The following is a 15,976-nucleotide window of genomic DNA, read 5'->3' on the forward strand; positions in this document are numbered from 1 at the left end:
TGATTAGAAAAAGGATTCATTTGAATATATAAACTTTGGGCAACAGATTTGACCCTTAGATTTTTAAGCTGAATAATGAAAAAATTGTGCTGAGGGCCCGTAGCTTAGTCTGGATAGAGCGCCGGCCCCCGGAGCCGGAGGTCGCGGGTTCGAATCCCGCCGGGCCCGCCAACAAACTTTGCGAAGGCAAAGTTTGATCAAAGTCTGTTTATCTTTTTCTAAAGTGTTTCTTAGGGTGGATTTTCTCTAAATTAGCGTATTTTTAGTGTTTCACTGAAAAAGCGCCCTACGGACGCGGGAAGAAAAGAAACCATTTTAAAATCCATTCTTACTTAATTGAATCTACATTATTATCTACATATCCACACTTAACTTAAAAAAGGTAAACAAACTTATTTTCCACTCGCTAATATGGATTAAACACTGTTTGATCAAACTTTCCTAAAGTTTGTGTCAAACAAACTTAAAAACAGACTTATCGAGTATAGGGCGGTGAAGAGAGATGGCAATCTACTTCATAGGGTTGGGATTATACGATGAAAAGGATATTACGCTCAAGGGTCTTGAGATAGCGAGAAAATGTGATTTAGTCTTTGCAGAATTTTACACATCTCTGCTTGCAGGGACAAGGATAGAGAAAATCGAGGAGCTGATTGGAAAGCCGATTAGACTTTTAAATAGAGAGGAAGTGGAGCTTCATTTTGAGCGGATTGTCCTAAGTGAGGCTAAAAACAAGGACGTTGCATTTTTAACCGCTGGCGATCCTATGGTGGCAACAACTCATGCTGATTTAAGAATCAGAGCAAAGCAGATGGGGATTGAAAGCTATGTAATCCACGCTCCTTCCATCTACTCAGCTGTTTCAATCACGGGCTTGCAGATTTACAAGTTTGGTAAAAGTGCAACAGTCGCATATCCCGAAAAGAATTGGTTTCCAACGAGCCACTACGACGTGATAAAGGAGAACAAGGAAAGAGGACTACACACATTGCTTTTCCTCGATATAAAAGCAGATCAAGGGAAATACATGACAGCAAACGAAGCGATGGAGATTCTTCTTCAAGTTGAGGAGATGAAGAAGCAGAATGTATTTACGCCTGAAACTTTTGTGGTAGTCCTAGCGAGGGCTGGTTCACTAACTCCGACGCTCAAAGCTGGCTACGTGAAGGATATGATAAAAGAAGACTTTGGAAAGCAGCCTCACATAATGGTAGTCCCCGGAAGGTTGCACATAGTCGAGAAAGAGTACCTTGTGACATTTGCTGATGCTCCAGAAGAGATACTTAGGCGGAGAGATTTATAGCGAAAGCTTTATATTTTTCGCTCTTTTCATTATTGCCGGGAATGGGCCCGTGGTCTAGACTGGTTATGACGCCGCCCTCACAAGGCGGAGGTCCGGGGTTCGAATCCCCGCGGGCCCACCATTACAGCCCTTACTTGCGCAAGCGCTGGCGGAAAGTTTCTGACTGTTCTGATGCCCAAGATTCAACTTGTATGTTGCAGTTAATCTGCCACTCTCAAATGGTTTCACCATTAAATGAGCTGTTTTTCAAGGTTTCACTCCAACACGGTGCCCAAAGGGTGCCAAGAGAAAATGAAACAACTTAATTATCCTAAAAACTGAAAAGTGAAACCAATTGATGCCTACTGAAATCTTGGATGACATACAAACTCTTTCTGGCAATTTTTGATAGTTTAACCTTTTGATCAAACTTTGCTATGCAAAGTTTGCTGTACTATCAATCCCCCGTAGTGGAGCTTCGCTCCACACCCCACTTTCTTCTCATCTATCAGGGGGCTAACGCCCCCACGACCCCAAATAAACTTCTGGAGAAACTACATTCCTTGTTGGATTGTCTCTGATGAACGTAAGAATTACTAAAGAGCTTCTAGGATGGACTTTGTTACATTACATATCGTTTGGCTTGTCATAACTGTAATTATTGCAACATAATCAACTAACAATCGTAACATATATTAGGGACAAGCAGCTAGAATAATAATTGGTGATTGGTGTGGGTCTCTTAGGAGACATTGTAAGTGGGTTTGTCCGTACGATAGTGGCGGCAATACTAGTGCTCTTTGGTATTGCGGTGTTATTTGGAGGGTCTATGTGGAGTATCACCAACAATTCAACAATTGGCGGACTAATTACATTTCTTGTGAGTCTAGGACTTATTGGAGCGGGAATAACAGTAGGAAGAGGAAGATAATCAGGTGTTTGCCATGATTTTCTGGTCTGATGAAAGTGATAAGTCTACCGGCGATAGGAACATAACAGGGGCTATGCGAAGAGACATTATCGAAGTTGTAAAAAGGAAATGCGAGTACTGTGGAAAGCGAATAGACACAACTACTGGTTATATACACCACATCACGCCGGTTAGAGAAGGTGGGAAGACAATTCCTTCTAACATTATAGTTCTCTGTGGCACTTGTCATAGAAAAGCTGATAACGCCATAATCAGCAGAACAGAATTAAGAAAGAAAGTCAGGAGTAGACCAAAGGAAGTCCAAGATGCTATCAGACGTATCCTAAACCGAAACAAATCCAGAAAATCGTCTAGTACAAAATCCAAAGACCCATTCAGTTTGGAGATACCTGAACTCAATCTCTTTGGTGAATCTAAAAAGAAACGTGGACGGAAAAATAAGAGTTCTTTTGACTTAGAACTTCCTAGTCTCAATATAGAGGATGAACTCTTTGGCACTTCCAAAAAGAAAGGACGAAAGAAAAAGAAGAAATCTAGTAGTGAGTCTTGGTGGTTTTAACCTAACCAATCCTGAATTCAACAAGCAATAGCATAATTCCGTATGCCTTTGCTCAAACTTCACACAACCAAAGTAAAGCTTAAAAATCAAGCTTAAAAATCAAAGCACGGGGGGTGGAGAGATGGCGGTGTTGAAAGCAATAAAAGTCAAGGACAGAGACGGTGAGATATTCTTCAGATGCCCAAGATGTGGGATGGTCTTTAAGAGAAGCAAAGATTATATCAGGCACATAAACAGAGCACATGGCCATCTCTTTAAGAAGTGAGCTCTTTTCTTAATTTTTATTAAGGAAAAACAGAAATTCTAAAGGGGATGAGGAAACAGCCAGGACCCTGAGTGGTGATGAGCGGTTGGGCTTACCCGACCTACTCTTTGAGATTTATCTCCTTTATTAGCTTTACTATGAACGTCTTTCCAACTTTTTCTCTTGTAACCAGCTGCTTCTTCTCAAGCTCTTGGACTATTCTGCTCACTGTAGGTCTTGAGTATCCAGTCAGCTCTGGTAAGTCCTCCTGCTTTACTTTTCCACCCTTCTCGAGTATTGCTTTAACAACTATCCTTTCCTTTTCAGTTAGCACCTCAATTGGAACTCTATTTACTGCCCATCTCTTCTTTGCCCAGTAGAGAATTATCGGGACGGCAATTGCAAGAGATAGCACAGCACCAATGACAACCCACGGAATTGGAGAAGGTTCTTTTGGTGGGGTTATTGTGATTGTTACATTTTTGCCGTACCAGAAGACTGAATATCCCATCTCCTCAAGTTTTTTCTCAATTTCCGGTGAAAGCCCAGCACCAATCATTATAACTTGCTTTGGATGGAGCTTTTTGAGTCCCTGAATAGCAAATTCTGATAAATCATTTTCTACAGTTAGGAGGAGTGGATAGCCATAGTTCATTGCAAATCTCGCTGCGGCTAATGCTGAGCCATAATCTAGCGCACTTGCTAAAACAACTGTATCTGCACCATCTGGGTAAAAGTGAAGAGCTAGCTTTTCAGCAGTCTCTGTCCTTACATCTCCTCCTATTCTTGTAACACTGAACCCAAGCGATAAAAGTTCATCTTCAACTTCCTTACTCACTGCGTTTGAGTTTCCAATGATCAGAACATTTTTCCATCCAAACTGCACGTATGACTGTAGCTGAGCCTTTGTTTTATCATCAAGCATTTGGGGATTTACAGGGAGAATTGGAATGTCAAGCTTTTTAGAATAGGGAAGAGCTACAATATAGTCAATTAAATCATCGTTCCTAACAATTATTAAATCATATTGACGAGTGTTTTCCTGCGCTTTTACAGGAAGAAGAACGAAGCTCACCAGAGATACTGCCAGCAATATGAGCAGTGAAAGTGAGATCCAAATTTTATTCTTCAATCTTATCACCAGAATAAAGCTAAAAGAAAAGAGTTTAAAAGGTTTTTTGAAGCTTAAAGCTCAAAGGTTTCTCCGGGCTTGAGGATTATGACTTCCGCTTTGTCGCCGACAAGCTTCTTGAATTCCTCTGGGTCTTGTGCAATTGGCGGCCAGGTGTTGTAGTGCATTGGAATCACATACTTGGGCTTTAACAATTCGACAGCCTTTGCTGCCTCTTTTGGTCCCATTGTGAAGTGTCCGCCTATTGGGAGCAGAGCAACATCAATTCCATAAAGCTCAGCAAACAGCTCCATGTCCTTAAAGACGTAGGTGTCTCCAGCGTGATAAATCTTTACGCCGTCAATCTCTACAATGTATCCACAGGCATTACCCACCATGAATCCTTCCTCTGCTCCGCTTGAGTGCCAAGCTGGAACTTGGACAATCTTTACTCCATCAATCTCAGTTGGGCCGTAGTTCATCCCAATTGTTGTTATGCCCTTGTTTTTCTCAACGAGGTAGTTCGCTATGTCGTACATTGCCACAATTTTTGCTCCAGTCTTCTGTGCGATTTTTACGGCATCACCAACGTGGTCGCCATGCATGTGAGTGACTAAAATTAGGTCAATCTTATCAAAGTCCTCTGGCTTTGCAGCTGCAGCTGGATTCCCTGTTAAGAATGGGTCGATGAGAATTCTCTTGCTTCCTTCAATCTCAAAGGCTGCATGTCCTAAAAACCTTATCTTCACCATCCTTATCACCTCCAGAAGCCCCATCAGAAATAATAACAAAAGATTACTTAAACGTTTCGAAAAGCCAGCTAAAAATTTTTAGGATGAGATGTATGTGTGGTATTGTTTTGGGTTTATTGATGTCTATCTAAATGAAAGATTTCCAGGTAAAACTTTACATATCTTTGCACATTAGTGTTGTTTTTGCCTCATTAGAGAATATTCTCCTTTATTTGTGCTCAAAAACGTCTAACTGTCTGTTTTCGGAAAACTTATATAGACTTTTACCGATGTAAAATTCGGTGATTGTAACAATGACGTTCGATTATTTCTTCAAACCTAAAGCAATAGCTGTAATTGGCGCTTCTAATGATCCTTTAAAGCTCGGCTATGAAGTTTTTAAGAACCTTAAGAAGTACAAAGATGGCAAAGTTTATCCAGTAAACGTAAAAGATGAAGTTGTTCAAGGAGTTAAAGCTTACAAGAATGTCAAAGACATTCCAGACGAAGTAGATTTAGCAGTAATCGTTGTTCCTAAGAAATTTGTAAAGCAGACAGTAATTGACTGCGGTGAAAAAGGAGTAAAGGGAATTGTTCTCATCACGGCTGGATTTGGAGAAACTGGAGAAGAAGGGAAAAGAGAAGAGAGGGAACTCGTTGAGATTGCTCACAAATACGGCATGAGGATTATCGGTCCAAACTGTGTCGGAATAATGAACACTCACAACGATATGAATGCAACATTCATCATGGATGCAAAGAAGGGAGACATAGCATTTGTTTCCCAGAGCGGTGCGTTGGGAGCTGGAATTGTTTATAAAACTGTCAAGGAAGGAATTGGCTTTTCTAAGTTCATAAGCATTGGAAACATGGCTGATGTTGACTTTTCAGAGCTCATGGAGTACTTAGCCGATGATGAAGAGAGCAAAGCAATAGCTCTGTACATTGAAGGTATCAAAGACGGAAGGAAGTTCATGGAGGCTGCTAGAAAAGTCACCAAGAAAAAGCCTGTCATTGTTCTCAAGGCTGGAAAGAGCGAGAGCGGAGCGAGGGCTGCTTCAAGCCATACCGGGTCATTGGCTGGAAGTTACAAGATTTATGAGGCGGCATTTAAGCAGACCGGTATTTTGGTTGCGAATACAATTGATGAGATGCTCAGCATGGCAAGAGCATTTACTCAGCCTCTTCCAAAGGGCAACAAAGTTGCAATTATGACAAACGCTGGCGGTCCTGGAGTATTAACGGCTGATGAAATTGACAGGCACGGGCTTAAGCTAGCCAACTTAAAGGAGGAGACAATGCAAAAACTTAGGGAGTTCTTACCTCCAATGGCTGCTGTTAAGAATCCAGTGGATATGATAGCAAGTGCAAGGGGAGAAGAGTACTACAAGACTGCCAAGCTCCTTCTGGAAGATGAAAATGTCGATATGCTCATTGCAATTTGTGTTGTACCTACATTTGCTGGAATGACTCCAATGGAGCATGCTGAAGGCGTTATAAGAGCTGTGAAGGAAGTTAACAACGGAAAGCCCGTTTTAGCATTGTTCATGGCTGGCTATGTCAGCGAGCCAGCTAAAGAACTCCTCGAGAAAGAAGGCATTCCAGTTTATGAAAGACCTGAAGATGTGGGAATAGCGGCATATGCCCTTTGGGAAATCGCAAGGAGAAGGAACAAATGAGGAGGGAGTTATATGGCAAAAGTTACTGACATAGTTTTGTGGGATAAGCCTGGGGAAAGAGTTCTCCTTTTAGGAAATCACGCAATTGCAAGAGGTGCCCTTGAGGCAAACATAGCTGTTTTCGCGGCTTACCCCGGAACGCCAAGTTCTGAGCTTACAGACACAATGGCTGCTGTGGCTGAGAAGGCAGGCGTTTATATGGAGTATTCAACAAACGAGAAGGTTGCATTTGAGACAGCCTTAAGTGCAGCGTGGTCTGGACTGAGAGCTATGACAGCAATGAAGCACGTTGGATTGAACGTTGCCGCAGACACTTTTCTCAGCGCTGTTGGTATGGGTGTTGAAGGTGGATTTGTCATAATGGTTGCTGATGATCCGAGTATGTGGTCATCACAGAACGAGCAGGATACAAGGGTTTATGCAAAGTTTGCCCAGGTTCCAGTTCTTGAGCCTTCAAGCCCGCATGAAGCAAAGGAGATGACAAAATACGCCTTTGAGCTCAGCGAGAAGTTCAAGCACATGGTTATCTTGAGAACTACAACGAGGATTTCACACGCAAGGGGAGATGTCGTTTTAGGTGAACTCCCAGAGGAGATTAAGCAGGCAAAGAGGAAATTTGGTGACTTCAAGAAAGATCCGTCGAGGTTTGTTGATGTTCCATCCAATGCAAGAAGGTTCCACCCAATAATTCTTGAAAAGATTGAAAAGATTAGGGAAGAGCTAGCTGAATGTCCATTTAACTGGATTGAAGGCAAAGAAGACGCTAAAGTAGGTATCATAGCTCCAGGATTAGCTTACTCATATGTGAAAGAGGCCTTAGCATGGCTTGGCGTTGATGACGTAAAAATCCTAAAGCTTGGCACACCGTTCCCAGTTCCATACAAACTGCTTGAGAAGTTCTTTGATGGATTGGAAAGAGTTCTCATAGTTGAAGAGCTTGAGCCGGTTGTTGAGGAGCAGGTTAAAGTATGGGCATTTGACAACGGCATAAGAATCCCAATTCATGGAAAAGACTACGTTCCGAGAGTTTATGAAATGACAACAAGGAGGGCTGTAACTGCAATAGCAAAGTTCCTTGGACTCGAAACTCCAGTTAACTTTGAGAGCATCGATGAGAGGTATAAGAAGGTCTCAGCCATCGTCCCGCCCAGACCCCCAAGTTTATGTCCAGCATGTCCGCACAGGAACACATTCTATGCAATAAAGAAAGCCGCTGGACCAAATGCAATATTCCCAAGCGATATTGGATGCTACACTCTTGGATTGCTGCCACCGCTTAAGACTGTTGACACGACAGTTGCAATGGGTGCATCAATAGGCGTTGCTCATGGATTGGATGTTGCATTGAATGGAGTGCCCGGTGAGAAAGAGACTAAAGAGAAGAAGAAAATCATCGTTGCCACAATTGGTGATTCAACATTCTTCCACACAGGACTGCCAGCTTTGGCAAACGCAATATATAATCGCTCAAATGTCGTCATAGTGGTTATGGACAACCTTGTTACAGCAATGACCGGAGATCAGCCCAACCCGGGAACGGGCGATACCCCACACGGCCCAGGCAAGAGGATTCTCATTGAAGACGTTGCAAAAGCTATGGGAGCTGACTTCGTTGAAGTAGTTGACCCGTATGACATAAAGGCAACGTATGAGGTCATGAAGAAGGCCATTGAGACGGAAGGAGTTAGCGTTGTCGTTGCAAGGAGAGTATGTGCTCTCCATAGAGTTGGAGAGATGAGGAGAAGAGGCGAGAAGTGGCCAATCTACACTGTAAATGAAGAGAAGTGTACAGGATGCAAGATTTGTATCAACGCCTACGGCTGTCCAGCAATTTACTGGGATGCTGAGAAGAAGAAAGCCCAAGTTAATCCGCTCATATGTTGGGGATGTGGCGGATGTGCACAGGTCTGTCCATTCGGAGCATTTGAGGTCATGAAGGAGGGTGAGTGAGATGGTTAAGGAGTACAACATTGTCATCACTGGTGTTGGCGGTCAGGGAATTCTCACAGCTGCCAACCTATTAGGCTGGGCTGCCCTTCATGCTGGCTATAAGGTGAGAGTTGGTGAGGTTCACGGAATGAGCCAGCGTTTCGGTTCAGTCATTGCTTACGTCAGATTCGGTGAAGATGTCTATGGTGCAATGGTTCCAGAAGGAAAAGCCGACGTTATCTTAGCTTTTGAGCCAGTTGAGGCTCTTAGGTACATCAACTACCTCAAAGAAGGCGGATTAGTTATAGCAAACTCAAATCCGATTCCCCCAGTCCAGGTTTCAATGGGCTTAGCGACATATCCAAGCATGGAGGAAATCAAGAAGATCATCGAGGAGGACTTCAAGGGCAAGCTCATAACCTTAGATGCTGAAAAATTAGCTTTGGAGGCTGGAAATGTCATCACAACAAATGTTGTCCTCATTGGAGCACTCACACAAACGCCAGGCTTTCCGCTTTCAGAGGAGCATGTCAAGGAAGTAATTAGGCTCAGCGTTCCAAAGAAGGCAGTTGATGTCAACATGAAGGCCTTCGAGCTTGGTGTCAAGGCTGCCAAGGAATTACTTGGGCTTTGAGGTTTTTTGTTTTTCTTTAAATCTCCCACCATTCCCTCAAAATCTCTTTAACTTTTCCAACAACTTTAAGTGCCTCATATCTTGGCTTTATTATTTCCTTTTCAGCCTTCCCCTTGAGATATCCTTCAATGAATGCTGGCAGTCCTTTTTCAAGTCCTATACTATAACCCCCTTCAAGAACCACAGCGAGGCTGTAACCAGAAAGACTTGCCCCGGCAAATCTGTAAAACTCCTCTGTTAGCTGAATTGTTGCTAAACCATCACCCTTAAATGCATCAAAGCCTGCTGAAATCAAAATAACCTTTGGTTTAACAGCTTCCACAATAGGTATAACTATTTCCCTCCAAGCATATATGTAGTCGTCATCACCCGAATAAGAGGCCATTGGAATGTTTATCTTCGTCCCTTCTGCATCTTTTCCCCCAACTTCCCACTCATAGCCGCTCCACGGATAAATGCCTCTCTCGTGAAGATCTACGTGGATTACATTTGCGTCATTCCAAAAGATCTCCTGAGTTCCGTTGCCGTGATGGACATCAAAATCTATAATCAAGGCTTTTCCTTCGAGAGTTTCGAGGAGCTTAGCTGCTCCAGCAACGTTGTTGAAGATGCAGAAGCCCAAAGTAGAGGCATAGAACGCTCTGCCACTTTTTCCGGCATGATGTCCAGGTGGTCTGACTAAGGCTAGGTAAATTCCTTTTTTCTCCAAAGCCATGAGAGTTGCCTCTCTTGCCGCCCCAAATGCGTAAAGTGCCGCATCCCATGTTTTCTCGCATACGTAAGTATCTGGGTCTATGTAGTGAAATCTCATTTGTACGGCTTTCTTTATCATCTCAACATAATTTTCAGAATGAACTTCTAAAATCTCTTCAATGTTTGCTGGATTTGGTTCAATAATATTTTGCCACAGATTTTTGGATTTTAGTCCTTCAATTGCAAAATCCAAGCGGTTGGGATTTTCTGGATGATAATCAAGAGGTTTGTGCTCTTTGAAGATATGCGAGTAGAGAATCCCAAGCATGAGCACCACAAAAGGAAATTATAAAAAGAAATCAGAACTCATCTTCCTCTTCAATCAAGCCATACTTCTCAAGCTCTCTGAGGAGCTTTCTAACAGCTTCCCATGCATCATGCTCGCTTTTTGCTCCAGAACAAACAATCTTTCCTGAGCTGAAGAGCAGAATGACAGCCCTTGGCTCTTTAACACGGTAGATAACACCAGGGAACTGTTCCGGCTCATACTCACAGTTTGGCAGTACTAAAGCGACTGCATCCAAATTGAACTCCATTCCAATGTCTCCGCTGAAGACCATGTTTTGGATATCAATCTGAGGAGCCCTTTGGAACTTAGTCCCAATCTTTGAGAGCATCTGGACAAGCTTTGAGACAGCTCTTTCAATGTCTTCAACACTCTTGGCACCAGTAACGACTAGCTTACCTGAGCTGAAAACCAGCAGGGCAACTTTAGGTTCATCGAAGCGACAAATAATACCAGGAAATTCCTCTGGATTATATTTGGAATTTGGGCATATCTCAATTACCTTTTCCAAATCGAGCTGTGTGAAAAGATCCACAGAAGCAACGATGTTCTCTATCCTAAGCTTTACCTTGCTCATATCTACCATAAATTACACCCCCAATTAGTGGGCTTAAAAACCCTTTATAAATACTTCACTTGGGGTTTTTAAAGCTTTAGGCAAAGCAAGCTTATGAAAATCAGTTAAAAGTTAAAGCTGAGGTTCAAAAGATTCAAGAAAAGAGAAAAGATTAAGCATAAGCTTCAACTAAAATCCTACCAGCCTCTGTTAGGCTCTTTTCACCAAGGAAGCCTAAAGCTCTCAAGATTGTTAGTGCTTTTTTGATTTCATCTTCACTGAGGCTGAGGTGCTTCTTAATAACATCCACTTCATCCTGCTTGTATCCCCTGATCTCTTTGCTCTCCTTCCAAATTCTGTTGAACACCTCGAGGTTCTCGTAAATTACCTTGAGAACGTTGTAAGTTGTTGGTGTAACTCCAAATTTTGTCTTAATAACCTCTTGAACTTTTGCATTCTCTACAGCTGTCTTCACTTTCTCCCCAAGCTCTGTAAGTTTAACCATCTTGTTCTGTAGCTCAACTATGAATCCCTTAGCCTCTGCTTCTCCTATCGCTTTGATGATTGCCTTCTCATCACCGCCCACATAATCCTGAACGAGCTTAACGAGCTCATCCCTGTGGATGTACTTTTTCCTTGGCATCTTAACGAGTATCGCTGAATCATACATTGTTAGATACGGCTTTCTCTTAATTGATTTGCTTAGCTTTAAGTAGAATCTTCCTTTATCAGTGATTCCGTAAGCGATAAGTCCCTCTTTCTTCGCTTGAATTACCCATTCAGCTATTGGCACGTCGCCGCTTTCAGCGTATGTTATGGCTTTCATTCCATCTGGACTGACGGTTCCAAATTTTATGGCCTCTCTTCCCCATTCGGTGAGCCAGTAGGTGTCCTTGTTCTTAACAAGTTCTCTTCTGATGAGCTCTTTTGATTCAAGCAGGTGGAGAATTTCTCCCAAATCATCAACCTTTGCAATCTTTTCAATTTCTTTATATGTTGGTAGTATGTCTGGATTCTTTTCGTATTTGCCTTCAATCTCTTGGATCGCTTTTAACACTGCAAGCTCATCGTCAAGGACGTATATTGGTAGAACTTTCTCTTCCCTTCTACCCATAGCCTCATAGGTGTTCATTATTGCCTTTCCAAGCTCTGTAGTTCCTTTCTCATCTGCAAGTCCCATATCCCTAAGCTGGGCTGTGCTCTTTCCAGCTTTGAGCATCTCGAAGTCCTCTCTTCTTAGAACTATTGCCCTAGCAAACACTGGTATCATTTGAATAGCCCTAAGGGCAAGCTTAGCGGCTGGGGTTGTTGCGAACGCTTTTCCTTCTTCAGTTTGAGGTGAAATTAACAGCAAGCGCATTGCTTGAAGAGCATTGATTATGTTGTCCCCATACTGCCTTGAGTTCTTATACGTGATGAGTTCATCTAACGTTCCAATCTTTGGCATTTCTCTGAGGAATGAAACTATTTCTGGTGTGAGGTAAACTAATGGGTGTGCCTCCTTGTAGAGCTCTAAAACAGCTTTTCCAACCTCTGTTAAACCGTTCTCATCAGCCAGCTTGCGCTCCTTGAGTAAAGCCAACCATTCTTCTGGAACTTGTCCTGTCTCTTCTAAAAGCTCTAATATCTTTATAATCTCAGAATCAACAAAAATATCTGGCAGCTCATCAACGTTAAGCTTTTCAGATATCTCTAACAACTTTCTCCCAGCTTCTGTGAACTTTATCTTATTTCCTTCAAGCTCTGCAAATCCTAATATATAGAGCTCCAGCGCTCTAATCTGAAACTCTTCTGGGAGCTTTTCTTGGATTTCAGCTTGGCTTTCAGTCTTTGCCATTTCTTTGATTATCTCTAAGTGTCTTTTCTTCAGAAACATCTCTTTCACCTCCCTTTTACGATTATTTTTAATTAACAAATTGTTTTTAAAACTTTCGGTAACTAAAAATGCCAAACCTTTAAAAACCTCAAGGATGAGGGGAGGTTGGTGAAGACAATGTTAAACACGATTGTGCTAATAAGGACAGACAACTTTGACAAAGCAATGGTGGCTTTGGCAGACCTTGTGAGGTATGGCGGAATGCAGATTAGGGGAGATCCAAGGATAATACCTCCCGCACTTTCAGATTGGGCGTTTGAAAAAATTGTTAGGGAAAAGCCGAGGAAAAAATACAGGGCTCATGTGGTTGCTCAGATTGACTTACCTCCGGCTAAGGCAATCGGTCGTCTGAGAGACATCCATCCACCCGCTCATATAATTGTGATTCCTCCGGGAAGTCCAGTTCACAAGGAGCTTTTGCGCTTATGGGGAACTTTTGAAAAGCTTAAAGGCTTTCATCCGCCGAAGGTTAAGAAGATTGAGCAGAAAATTGAGGAAGTGGAAGAGGAGGAAGCTGAATTTTAATGGGACATTTTCTCTGCTCTTTCATTTATCATTTCTCTCACTAGCCGCTTATAGGGCCTTTAATTTTGAGTGGCCTAATGTTGGACTTAGATATCCCCTTAATATCTATCGTATCTTCTGGCAACTTTCCTAACGCAATTTTCTTAACCTTCACTTTTTCTTCCTCTTCTTGATCTTTATCCTTGCAATGTCACCGAGCGTTGGCTCATAATCCTTTGGAATGCTGATCTTCTCCTCATGTACTTCTTCCACCCTTTCAATGAGCTTTATCTTGAAATACCTCTCCAGCTTTTTGGCTTCCTCAATGGTTGGCATATACTCACCGTGGGCGATTCTCCTCAGCACATTTACAGAAAGCCCCACTCTGTGTGAAAGCTCCTCATAACTTAGCCCGCTTCTCTGTATCGCTTGATAGACTCTCTCAGCGTAATCCTCAACAATGTCCTCCGTATAGAGGGGCCTCTCACGATAGGGTTTTTGCTGCGGCTTTGGTCTTGGTTTATATGTCCTTCTGGGCTCTCTTCCAGTTGGCATTATGCTGAACGTTCCTGGCTTCTTTTTTCCATACTTCCTATAACAGTTGGCGCAAACTAAGAGCTCTGCACCTTCAATTTTTACAGTGTATCCCTGTCCTCTGATTTCAGCACCGCAAATTTCGCAAATTTTTGGCTTTGCCTTTCCCATTAAAACCACCTTCTTCTGCTCTACTTTTCCCCTCAAACCATAAAAACCCTATGCTTTTTAAGTCCATCTCCTAACTTAATATTGATGACGATGGAAGAGGAAGTAAAGATAGAAAAGCTGGAAGAATTCAACCAAGAGGTTTTGGAAAAGCTTGTTGATATTTACATGAGGGGTTATGAGGATATGCCAGAATATGGCGGAGAAGGTAGGAGATATGCGCGGAGATATTTGAGATGGTGTTGGAATAAAGCTAAAGATGGTTTTTTTATTGCTAAAATCGGTGATGAAATCGTTGGATTTATCGTTTGTGATAAAGACTGGTTCAGCAAATATGAGGGGAGAGTTGTTGGAGCCATCCATGAATTCGTGATTGACAAGCGATACCAAGGAAAGAGTATTGGGAAAAAGCTCATGGAGAAATGTCTCTGCTACTTGAGCAAATACAACGATAAAATAGAGCTCTGGGTTGGAGAAAAGAATAAGAAGGCGATTAAGTTCTATGAGAAGTATGGCTTCAGAGTTGCTGGGCAGAGCGGAATTTGGGTGAGGATGGTTAAAGATATTCAAAAAGAAGCTGGAAAATCAGAAAAAGAGAATAAGAAACAACCTATTCCTTGCTGATCATTTAATCGGTGGCCTGAACTTGTATCCATAGAGGATTATTCCGTCTTCATCGAATTCCCGTATCTTTCTCGTGACCATCTCAACTTCCATGCCGAAGGTAATTTCTTCTGGGTCAACGTCTGTGAGCTGGGCCAAAATTATTGGACCCTCTTCAAGCTCAATCAATGCTAGTGGATAGGGCTTGTAATATTCAAAGCCGCTTGGAGGGTTTCTCACAATAGTCCAGCTGATGACCTTTCCTCTTCCGCTGAGCTGTATCTCTTCCATCTCTCTGCTTCCACACTCATTACACACTTGTCTTGGAGGGAAGTGAATCTTTCCGCACTTTTTGCACTTACTTCCAACTAGGCGGTACTTCTCTTTAAAGTGTCTCCAAAATCTTGAAACTTGCATGGGCTTTCCCATTTTCAAACCCTCCTAAGGATTGTTACGGTTATGTTTGAACCCGTTCCTCCGATGTTCTGCGTTAGTGCAATCTCTGCATCGGGCACTTGATTTGGTGCTTCTCCTCTGAGCTGTAAAGCTGCTTCAACGGTCTGATAAACTCCTGTTGCACCAACTGGGTGTCCTCTTGCCTTAAGTCCACCCATTGTTTGGATTGGATAATCACCGTCAATCGCGATCTGCCCTTCCTTAGCCAGCTCCGCACCCTTACCGCGTTCAGCAGCACCTACGGCTTCCAAGCTTAAAGCGGCCATTATTGTGAATGCATCGTGAATCTCAAACAAATCAATGTCCTTGACATCTACACCGGCCATCTTGTAGGCTCTCTCGGCTGCAACTTTAGCAGCTTTAAGCGTGAGCAAGTCCTTCCTGTTGGCCAAGTTGATTGTATCAATTGCCCTTCCCATTCCAGCTATCTCAACCCACTTTTCTTTTGGAATTCCAAGCTCTTTTGCCTTCTCTGGGGTTGTTATGATAACAGCTGCAGCGCCATCACAGACTGGAGAGGCATCAAACAGCTTGAGTGGGTCAGCTATATATGGACTCTTAAGCACAGTCTCGACCTTTATTGGCTTCTTGAACATTGCATATGGGTTCTTTGCACCATTTATGTGAGCGTTAACAGCGAATAGCGCTAAGTCCTCCTCTGTATAACCATAGGTGTGCATGTAGTAGCGCATGACAAGAGCGTTTAAAGCGACAAAGCTCGCTCCATGGAATAGCTCCCATTCAGCATCAGAAGCATAAGCCAAGTATCTTGTAGCATCACTTGGCCAAACATCCGTCATCTTTTCTACTCCAACGACGGCAACAACGTCTTCAAGACCGCTCATGACAGCTTTAGCACCTTCTTGAACTGCAGCTCCTCCAGAGGCACAAGCGGCCTCAATTTTTACAGCTGGAATGTGTCCCAAACCAGCCCAGTCTGCAATAAGTGCACCTAGGTTTTCCTGTTCAACGAAGGGCCCAGAAATCATGTTTCCTACATAGAGGGAATCAACTTTGTCAATGTTAGCGTCCTCCATTGCATTCAGCAAAGCCTCAACGGCCAAATCTCTCAGGCTTGTCTTCCAGTGCTCTCCAACGGGAGTCATGCCAACTCCAATTATTACAGCCTTTCTCATCTCA

At 42.8% G+C, this 15,976-nt stretch carries 16 protein-coding genes and 2 tRNA genes; 10 read left to right on the forward strand and 8 right to left on the reverse strand.

Annotated elements, in window-relative coordinates; all coding sequences use genetic code 11:
• The first annotated feature begins 93 nt into the window (after positions 1 to 93).
• The 5 genes from E3E24_RS08840 (at position 94) to E3E24_RS08860 (ending at position 3,037) form a co-directional block, all read left to right on the forward strand.
• Positions 94 to 171: transfer RNA gene (locus tag E3E24_RS08840), tRNA-Arg, on the forward strand.
• 331 nt (positions 172 to 502) lie between these two features.
• Positions 503 to 1,303 carry a diphthine synthase gene (dph5, locus tag E3E24_RS08845; protein WP_167915898.1) on the forward strand — a complete coding sequence of 267 codons (801 nt, stop codon included), beginning with the start codon at positions 503 to 505 and terminating at the stop codon, positions 1,301 to 1,303.
• Between the two features lie 43 nt (positions 1,304 to 1,346).
• Positions 1,347 to 1,424, forward strand: a tRNA-Val gene (locus tag E3E24_RS08850).
• An 802-nt stretch (positions 1,425 to 2,226) separates the two neighbouring features.
• Positions 2,227 to 2,772: an HNH endonuclease gene (locus E3E24_RS08855; protein WP_167915899.1), complete on the forward strand. Its 546-nt coding sequence runs from the start codon at positions 2,227 to 2,229 to the stop codon at positions 2,770 to 2,772.
• Positions 2,773 to 2,893: 121 nt separating this feature from the next.
• On the forward strand, positions 2,894 to 3,037 hold the full coding sequence (locus tag E3E24_RS08860; protein WP_167886620.1) for a C2H2-type zinc finger protein: 144 nt from the start codon (positions 2,894 to 2,896) through the stop codon (positions 3,035 to 3,037).
• Positions 3,038 to 3,137: 100 nt separating this feature from the next.
• Here the strand turns inward: E3E24_RS08860 and E3E24_RS08865 are convergent, their stop codons facing one another.
• Both E3E24_RS08865 and E3E24_RS08870 read right to left on the reverse strand, forming a co-directional pair.
• Complete coding sequence (locus E3E24_RS08865; RefSeq protein ID WP_206205333.1) at positions 3,138 to 4,148, reverse strand: cell wall-binding repeat-containing protein; 1,011 nt, start codon at positions 4,146 to 4,148, stop codon at positions 3,138 to 3,140.
• A gap of 53 nt (positions 4,149 to 4,201) precedes the next feature.
• On the reverse strand, positions 4,202 to 4,879 hold the full coding sequence (locus E3E24_RS08870; RefSeq protein WP_167886621.1) for a metal-dependent hydrolase: 678 nt from the start codon (positions 4,877 to 4,879) through the stop codon (positions 4,202 to 4,204).
• A gap of 293 nt (positions 4,880 to 5,172) precedes the next feature.
• Between E3E24_RS08870 and acs the strand changes: the two genes are divergently transcribed.
• From acs to E3E24_RS08885, 3 genes are read left to right on the forward strand one after another with little or no spacing between them, the layout of a single operon-like run.
• Complete coding sequence (gene acs / locus E3E24_RS08875) at positions 5,173 to 6,537, forward strand: acetate--CoA ligase alpha subunit (RefSeq protein WP_167915930.1); 1,365 nt, start codon at positions 5,173 to 5,175, stop codon at positions 6,535 to 6,537.
• Between the two features lie 12 nt (positions 6,538 to 6,549).
• Positions 6,550 to 8,487, forward strand: a complete 1,938-nt coding sequence (gene iorA, locus E3E24_RS08880) for an indolepyruvate ferredoxin oxidoreductase subunit alpha (protein WP_167915900.1) — start codon at positions 6,550 to 6,552, stop codon at positions 8,485 to 8,487.
• Between the two features lies 1 nt (position 8,488).
• On the forward strand, positions 8,489 to 9,100 hold the full coding sequence (locus tag E3E24_RS08885) for an indolepyruvate oxidoreductase subunit beta (protein WP_167886623.1): 612 nt from the start codon (positions 8,489 to 8,491) through the stop codon (positions 9,098 to 9,100).
• Between the two features lie 16 nt (positions 9,101 to 9,116).
• On the opposite strand, the gene E3E24_RS08890 is transcribed toward E3E24_RS08885, so the two are convergent.
• The 3 genes from E3E24_RS08890 to E3E24_RS08900 all read right to left on the reverse strand — a co-directional run bounded on the left by E3E24_RS08890 (position 9,117) and on the right by E3E24_RS08900 (position 12,571).
• Positions 9,117 to 10,121 (reverse strand): histone deacetylase family protein, encoded by a 1,005-nt coding sequence (locus E3E24_RS08890; protein ID WP_167915901.1) that lies wholly within the window; start codon positions 10,119 to 10,121, stop codon positions 9,117 to 9,119.
• Positions 10,122 to 10,152: 31 nt separating this feature from the next.
• A complete protein-coding gene (locus E3E24_RS08895) occupies positions 10,153 to 10,725 on the reverse strand; it encodes a TATA-box-binding protein (RefSeq protein ID WP_167886626.1) in 573 nt (190 codons plus the stop codon).
• A gap of 142 nt (positions 10,726 to 10,867) precedes the next feature.
• Positions 10,868 to 12,571, reverse strand: a complete 1,704-nt coding sequence (locus E3E24_RS08900; protein WP_167886627.1) for a DUF505 family protein — start codon at positions 12,569 to 12,571, stop codon at positions 10,868 to 10,870.
• 117 nt (positions 12,572 to 12,688) lie between these two features.
• Between E3E24_RS08900 and E3E24_RS08905 the strand changes: the two genes are divergently transcribed.
• Positions 12,689 to 13,096, forward strand: a complete 408-nt coding sequence (locus E3E24_RS08905; protein WP_167886692.1) for a DUF356 domain-containing protein — start codon at positions 12,689 to 12,691, stop codon at positions 13,094 to 13,096.
• Between the two features lie 150 nt (positions 13,097 to 13,246).
• On the opposite strand, the gene E3E24_RS08910 is transcribed toward E3E24_RS08905, so the two are convergent.
• On the reverse strand, positions 13,247 to 13,780 hold the full coding sequence (locus E3E24_RS08910) for a multiprotein bridging factor aMBF1 (RefSeq protein ID WP_167886628.1): 534 nt from the start codon (positions 13,778 to 13,780) through the stop codon (positions 13,247 to 13,249).
• Between the two features lie 90 nt (positions 13,781 to 13,870).
• On the opposite strand from E3E24_RS08910, the gene E3E24_RS08915 reads away from it, so the two are divergent.
• Positions 13,871 to 14,401 (forward strand): GNAT family N-acetyltransferase, encoded by a 531-nt coding sequence (locus tag E3E24_RS08915; protein ID WP_167915931.1) that lies wholly within the window; start codon positions 13,871 to 13,873, stop codon positions 14,399 to 14,401.
• On the opposite strand, the gene E3E24_RS08920 is transcribed toward E3E24_RS08915, so the two are convergent.
• Positions 14,402 to 14,809: a Zn-ribbon domain-containing OB-fold protein gene (locus tag E3E24_RS08920; protein ID WP_167915902.1), complete on the reverse strand. Its 408-nt coding sequence runs from the start codon at positions 14,807 to 14,809 to the stop codon at positions 14,402 to 14,404. It lies immediately after the preceding gene.
• A 2-nt stretch (positions 14,810 to 14,811) separates the two neighbouring features.
• Positions 14,812 to 15,972: a thiolase domain-containing protein gene (locus tag E3E24_RS08925; RefSeq protein ID WP_167886630.1), complete on the reverse strand. Its 1,161-nt coding sequence runs from the start codon at positions 15,970 to 15,972 to the stop codon at positions 14,812 to 14,814.
• Positions 15,973 to 15,976 lie beyond the last annotated feature (4 nt).

It is taken from the genome of Thermococcus sp. LS2, from assembly GCF_012027375.1.
Classification (GTDB): domain Archaea; phylum Methanobacteriota_B; class Thermococci; order Thermococcales; family Thermococcaceae; genus Thermococcus_B.

Excerpts from the sequence above, each read along its gene's own strand:
- E3E24_RS08855 (WP_167915899.1), top strand. The coding sequence starts at position 2,227 with ATGATTTTCTGGTCTGATGAAAGTGATAAGTCTACCGGCGATAGGAAC.
- E3E24_RS08925 (WP_167886630.1), bottom strand. The coding sequence starts at position 15,972 with ATGAGAAAGGCTGTAATAATTGGAGTTGGCATGACTCCCGTTGGAGAG.
- iorA (WP_167915900.1), top strand. The coding sequence starts at position 6,550 with ATGGCAAAAGTTACTGACATAGTTTTGTGGGATAAGCCTGGGGAAAGA.
- E3E24_RS08890 (WP_167915901.1), bottom strand. The coding sequence starts at position 10,121 with ATGCTTGGGATTCTCTACTCGCATATCTTCAAAGAGCACAAACCTCTT.
- E3E24_RS08870 (WP_167886621.1), bottom strand. The coding sequence starts at position 4,879 with ATGGTGAAGATAAGGTTTTTAGGACATGCAGCCTTTGAGATTGAAGGA.
- E3E24_RS08915 (WP_167915931.1), top strand. The coding sequence starts at position 13,871 with ATGGAAGAGGAAGTAAAGATAGAAAAGCTGGAAGAATTCAACCAAGAG.
- E3E24_RS08885 (WP_167886623.1), top strand. The coding sequence starts at position 8,489 with ATGGTTAAGGAGTACAACATTGTCATCACTGGTGTTGGCGGTCAGGGA.
- E3E24_RS08900 (WP_167886627.1), bottom strand. The coding sequence starts at position 12,571 with ATGTTTCTGAAGAAAAGACACTTAGAGATAATCAAAGAAATGGCAAAG.
- acs (WP_167915930.1), top strand. The coding sequence starts at position 5,173 with ATGACGTTCGATTATTTCTTCAAACCTAAAGCAATAGCTGTAATTGGC.
- E3E24_RS08905 (WP_167886692.1), top strand. The coding sequence starts at position 12,689 with ATGTTAAACACGATTGTGCTAATAAGGACAGACAACTTTGACAAAGCA.
- E3E24_RS08920 (WP_167915902.1), bottom strand. The coding sequence starts at position 14,809 with ATGGGAAAGCCCATGCAAGTTTCAAGATTTTGGAGACACTTTAAAGAG.
- E3E24_RS08860 (WP_167886620.1), top strand. The coding sequence starts at position 2,894 with ATGGCGGTGTTGAAAGCAATAAAAGTCAAGGACAGAGACGGTGAGATA.
- E3E24_RS08895 (WP_167886626.1), bottom strand. The coding sequence starts at position 10,725 with ATGGTAGATATGAGCAAGGTAAAGCTTAGGATAGAGAACATCGTTGCT.
- E3E24_RS08910 (WP_167886628.1), bottom strand. The coding sequence starts at position 13,780 with ATGGGAAAGGCAAAGCCAAAAATTTGCGAAATTTGCGGTGCTGAAATC.
- dph5 (WP_167915898.1), top strand. The coding sequence starts at position 503 with ATGGCAATCTACTTCATAGGGTTGGGATTATACGATGAAAAGGATATT.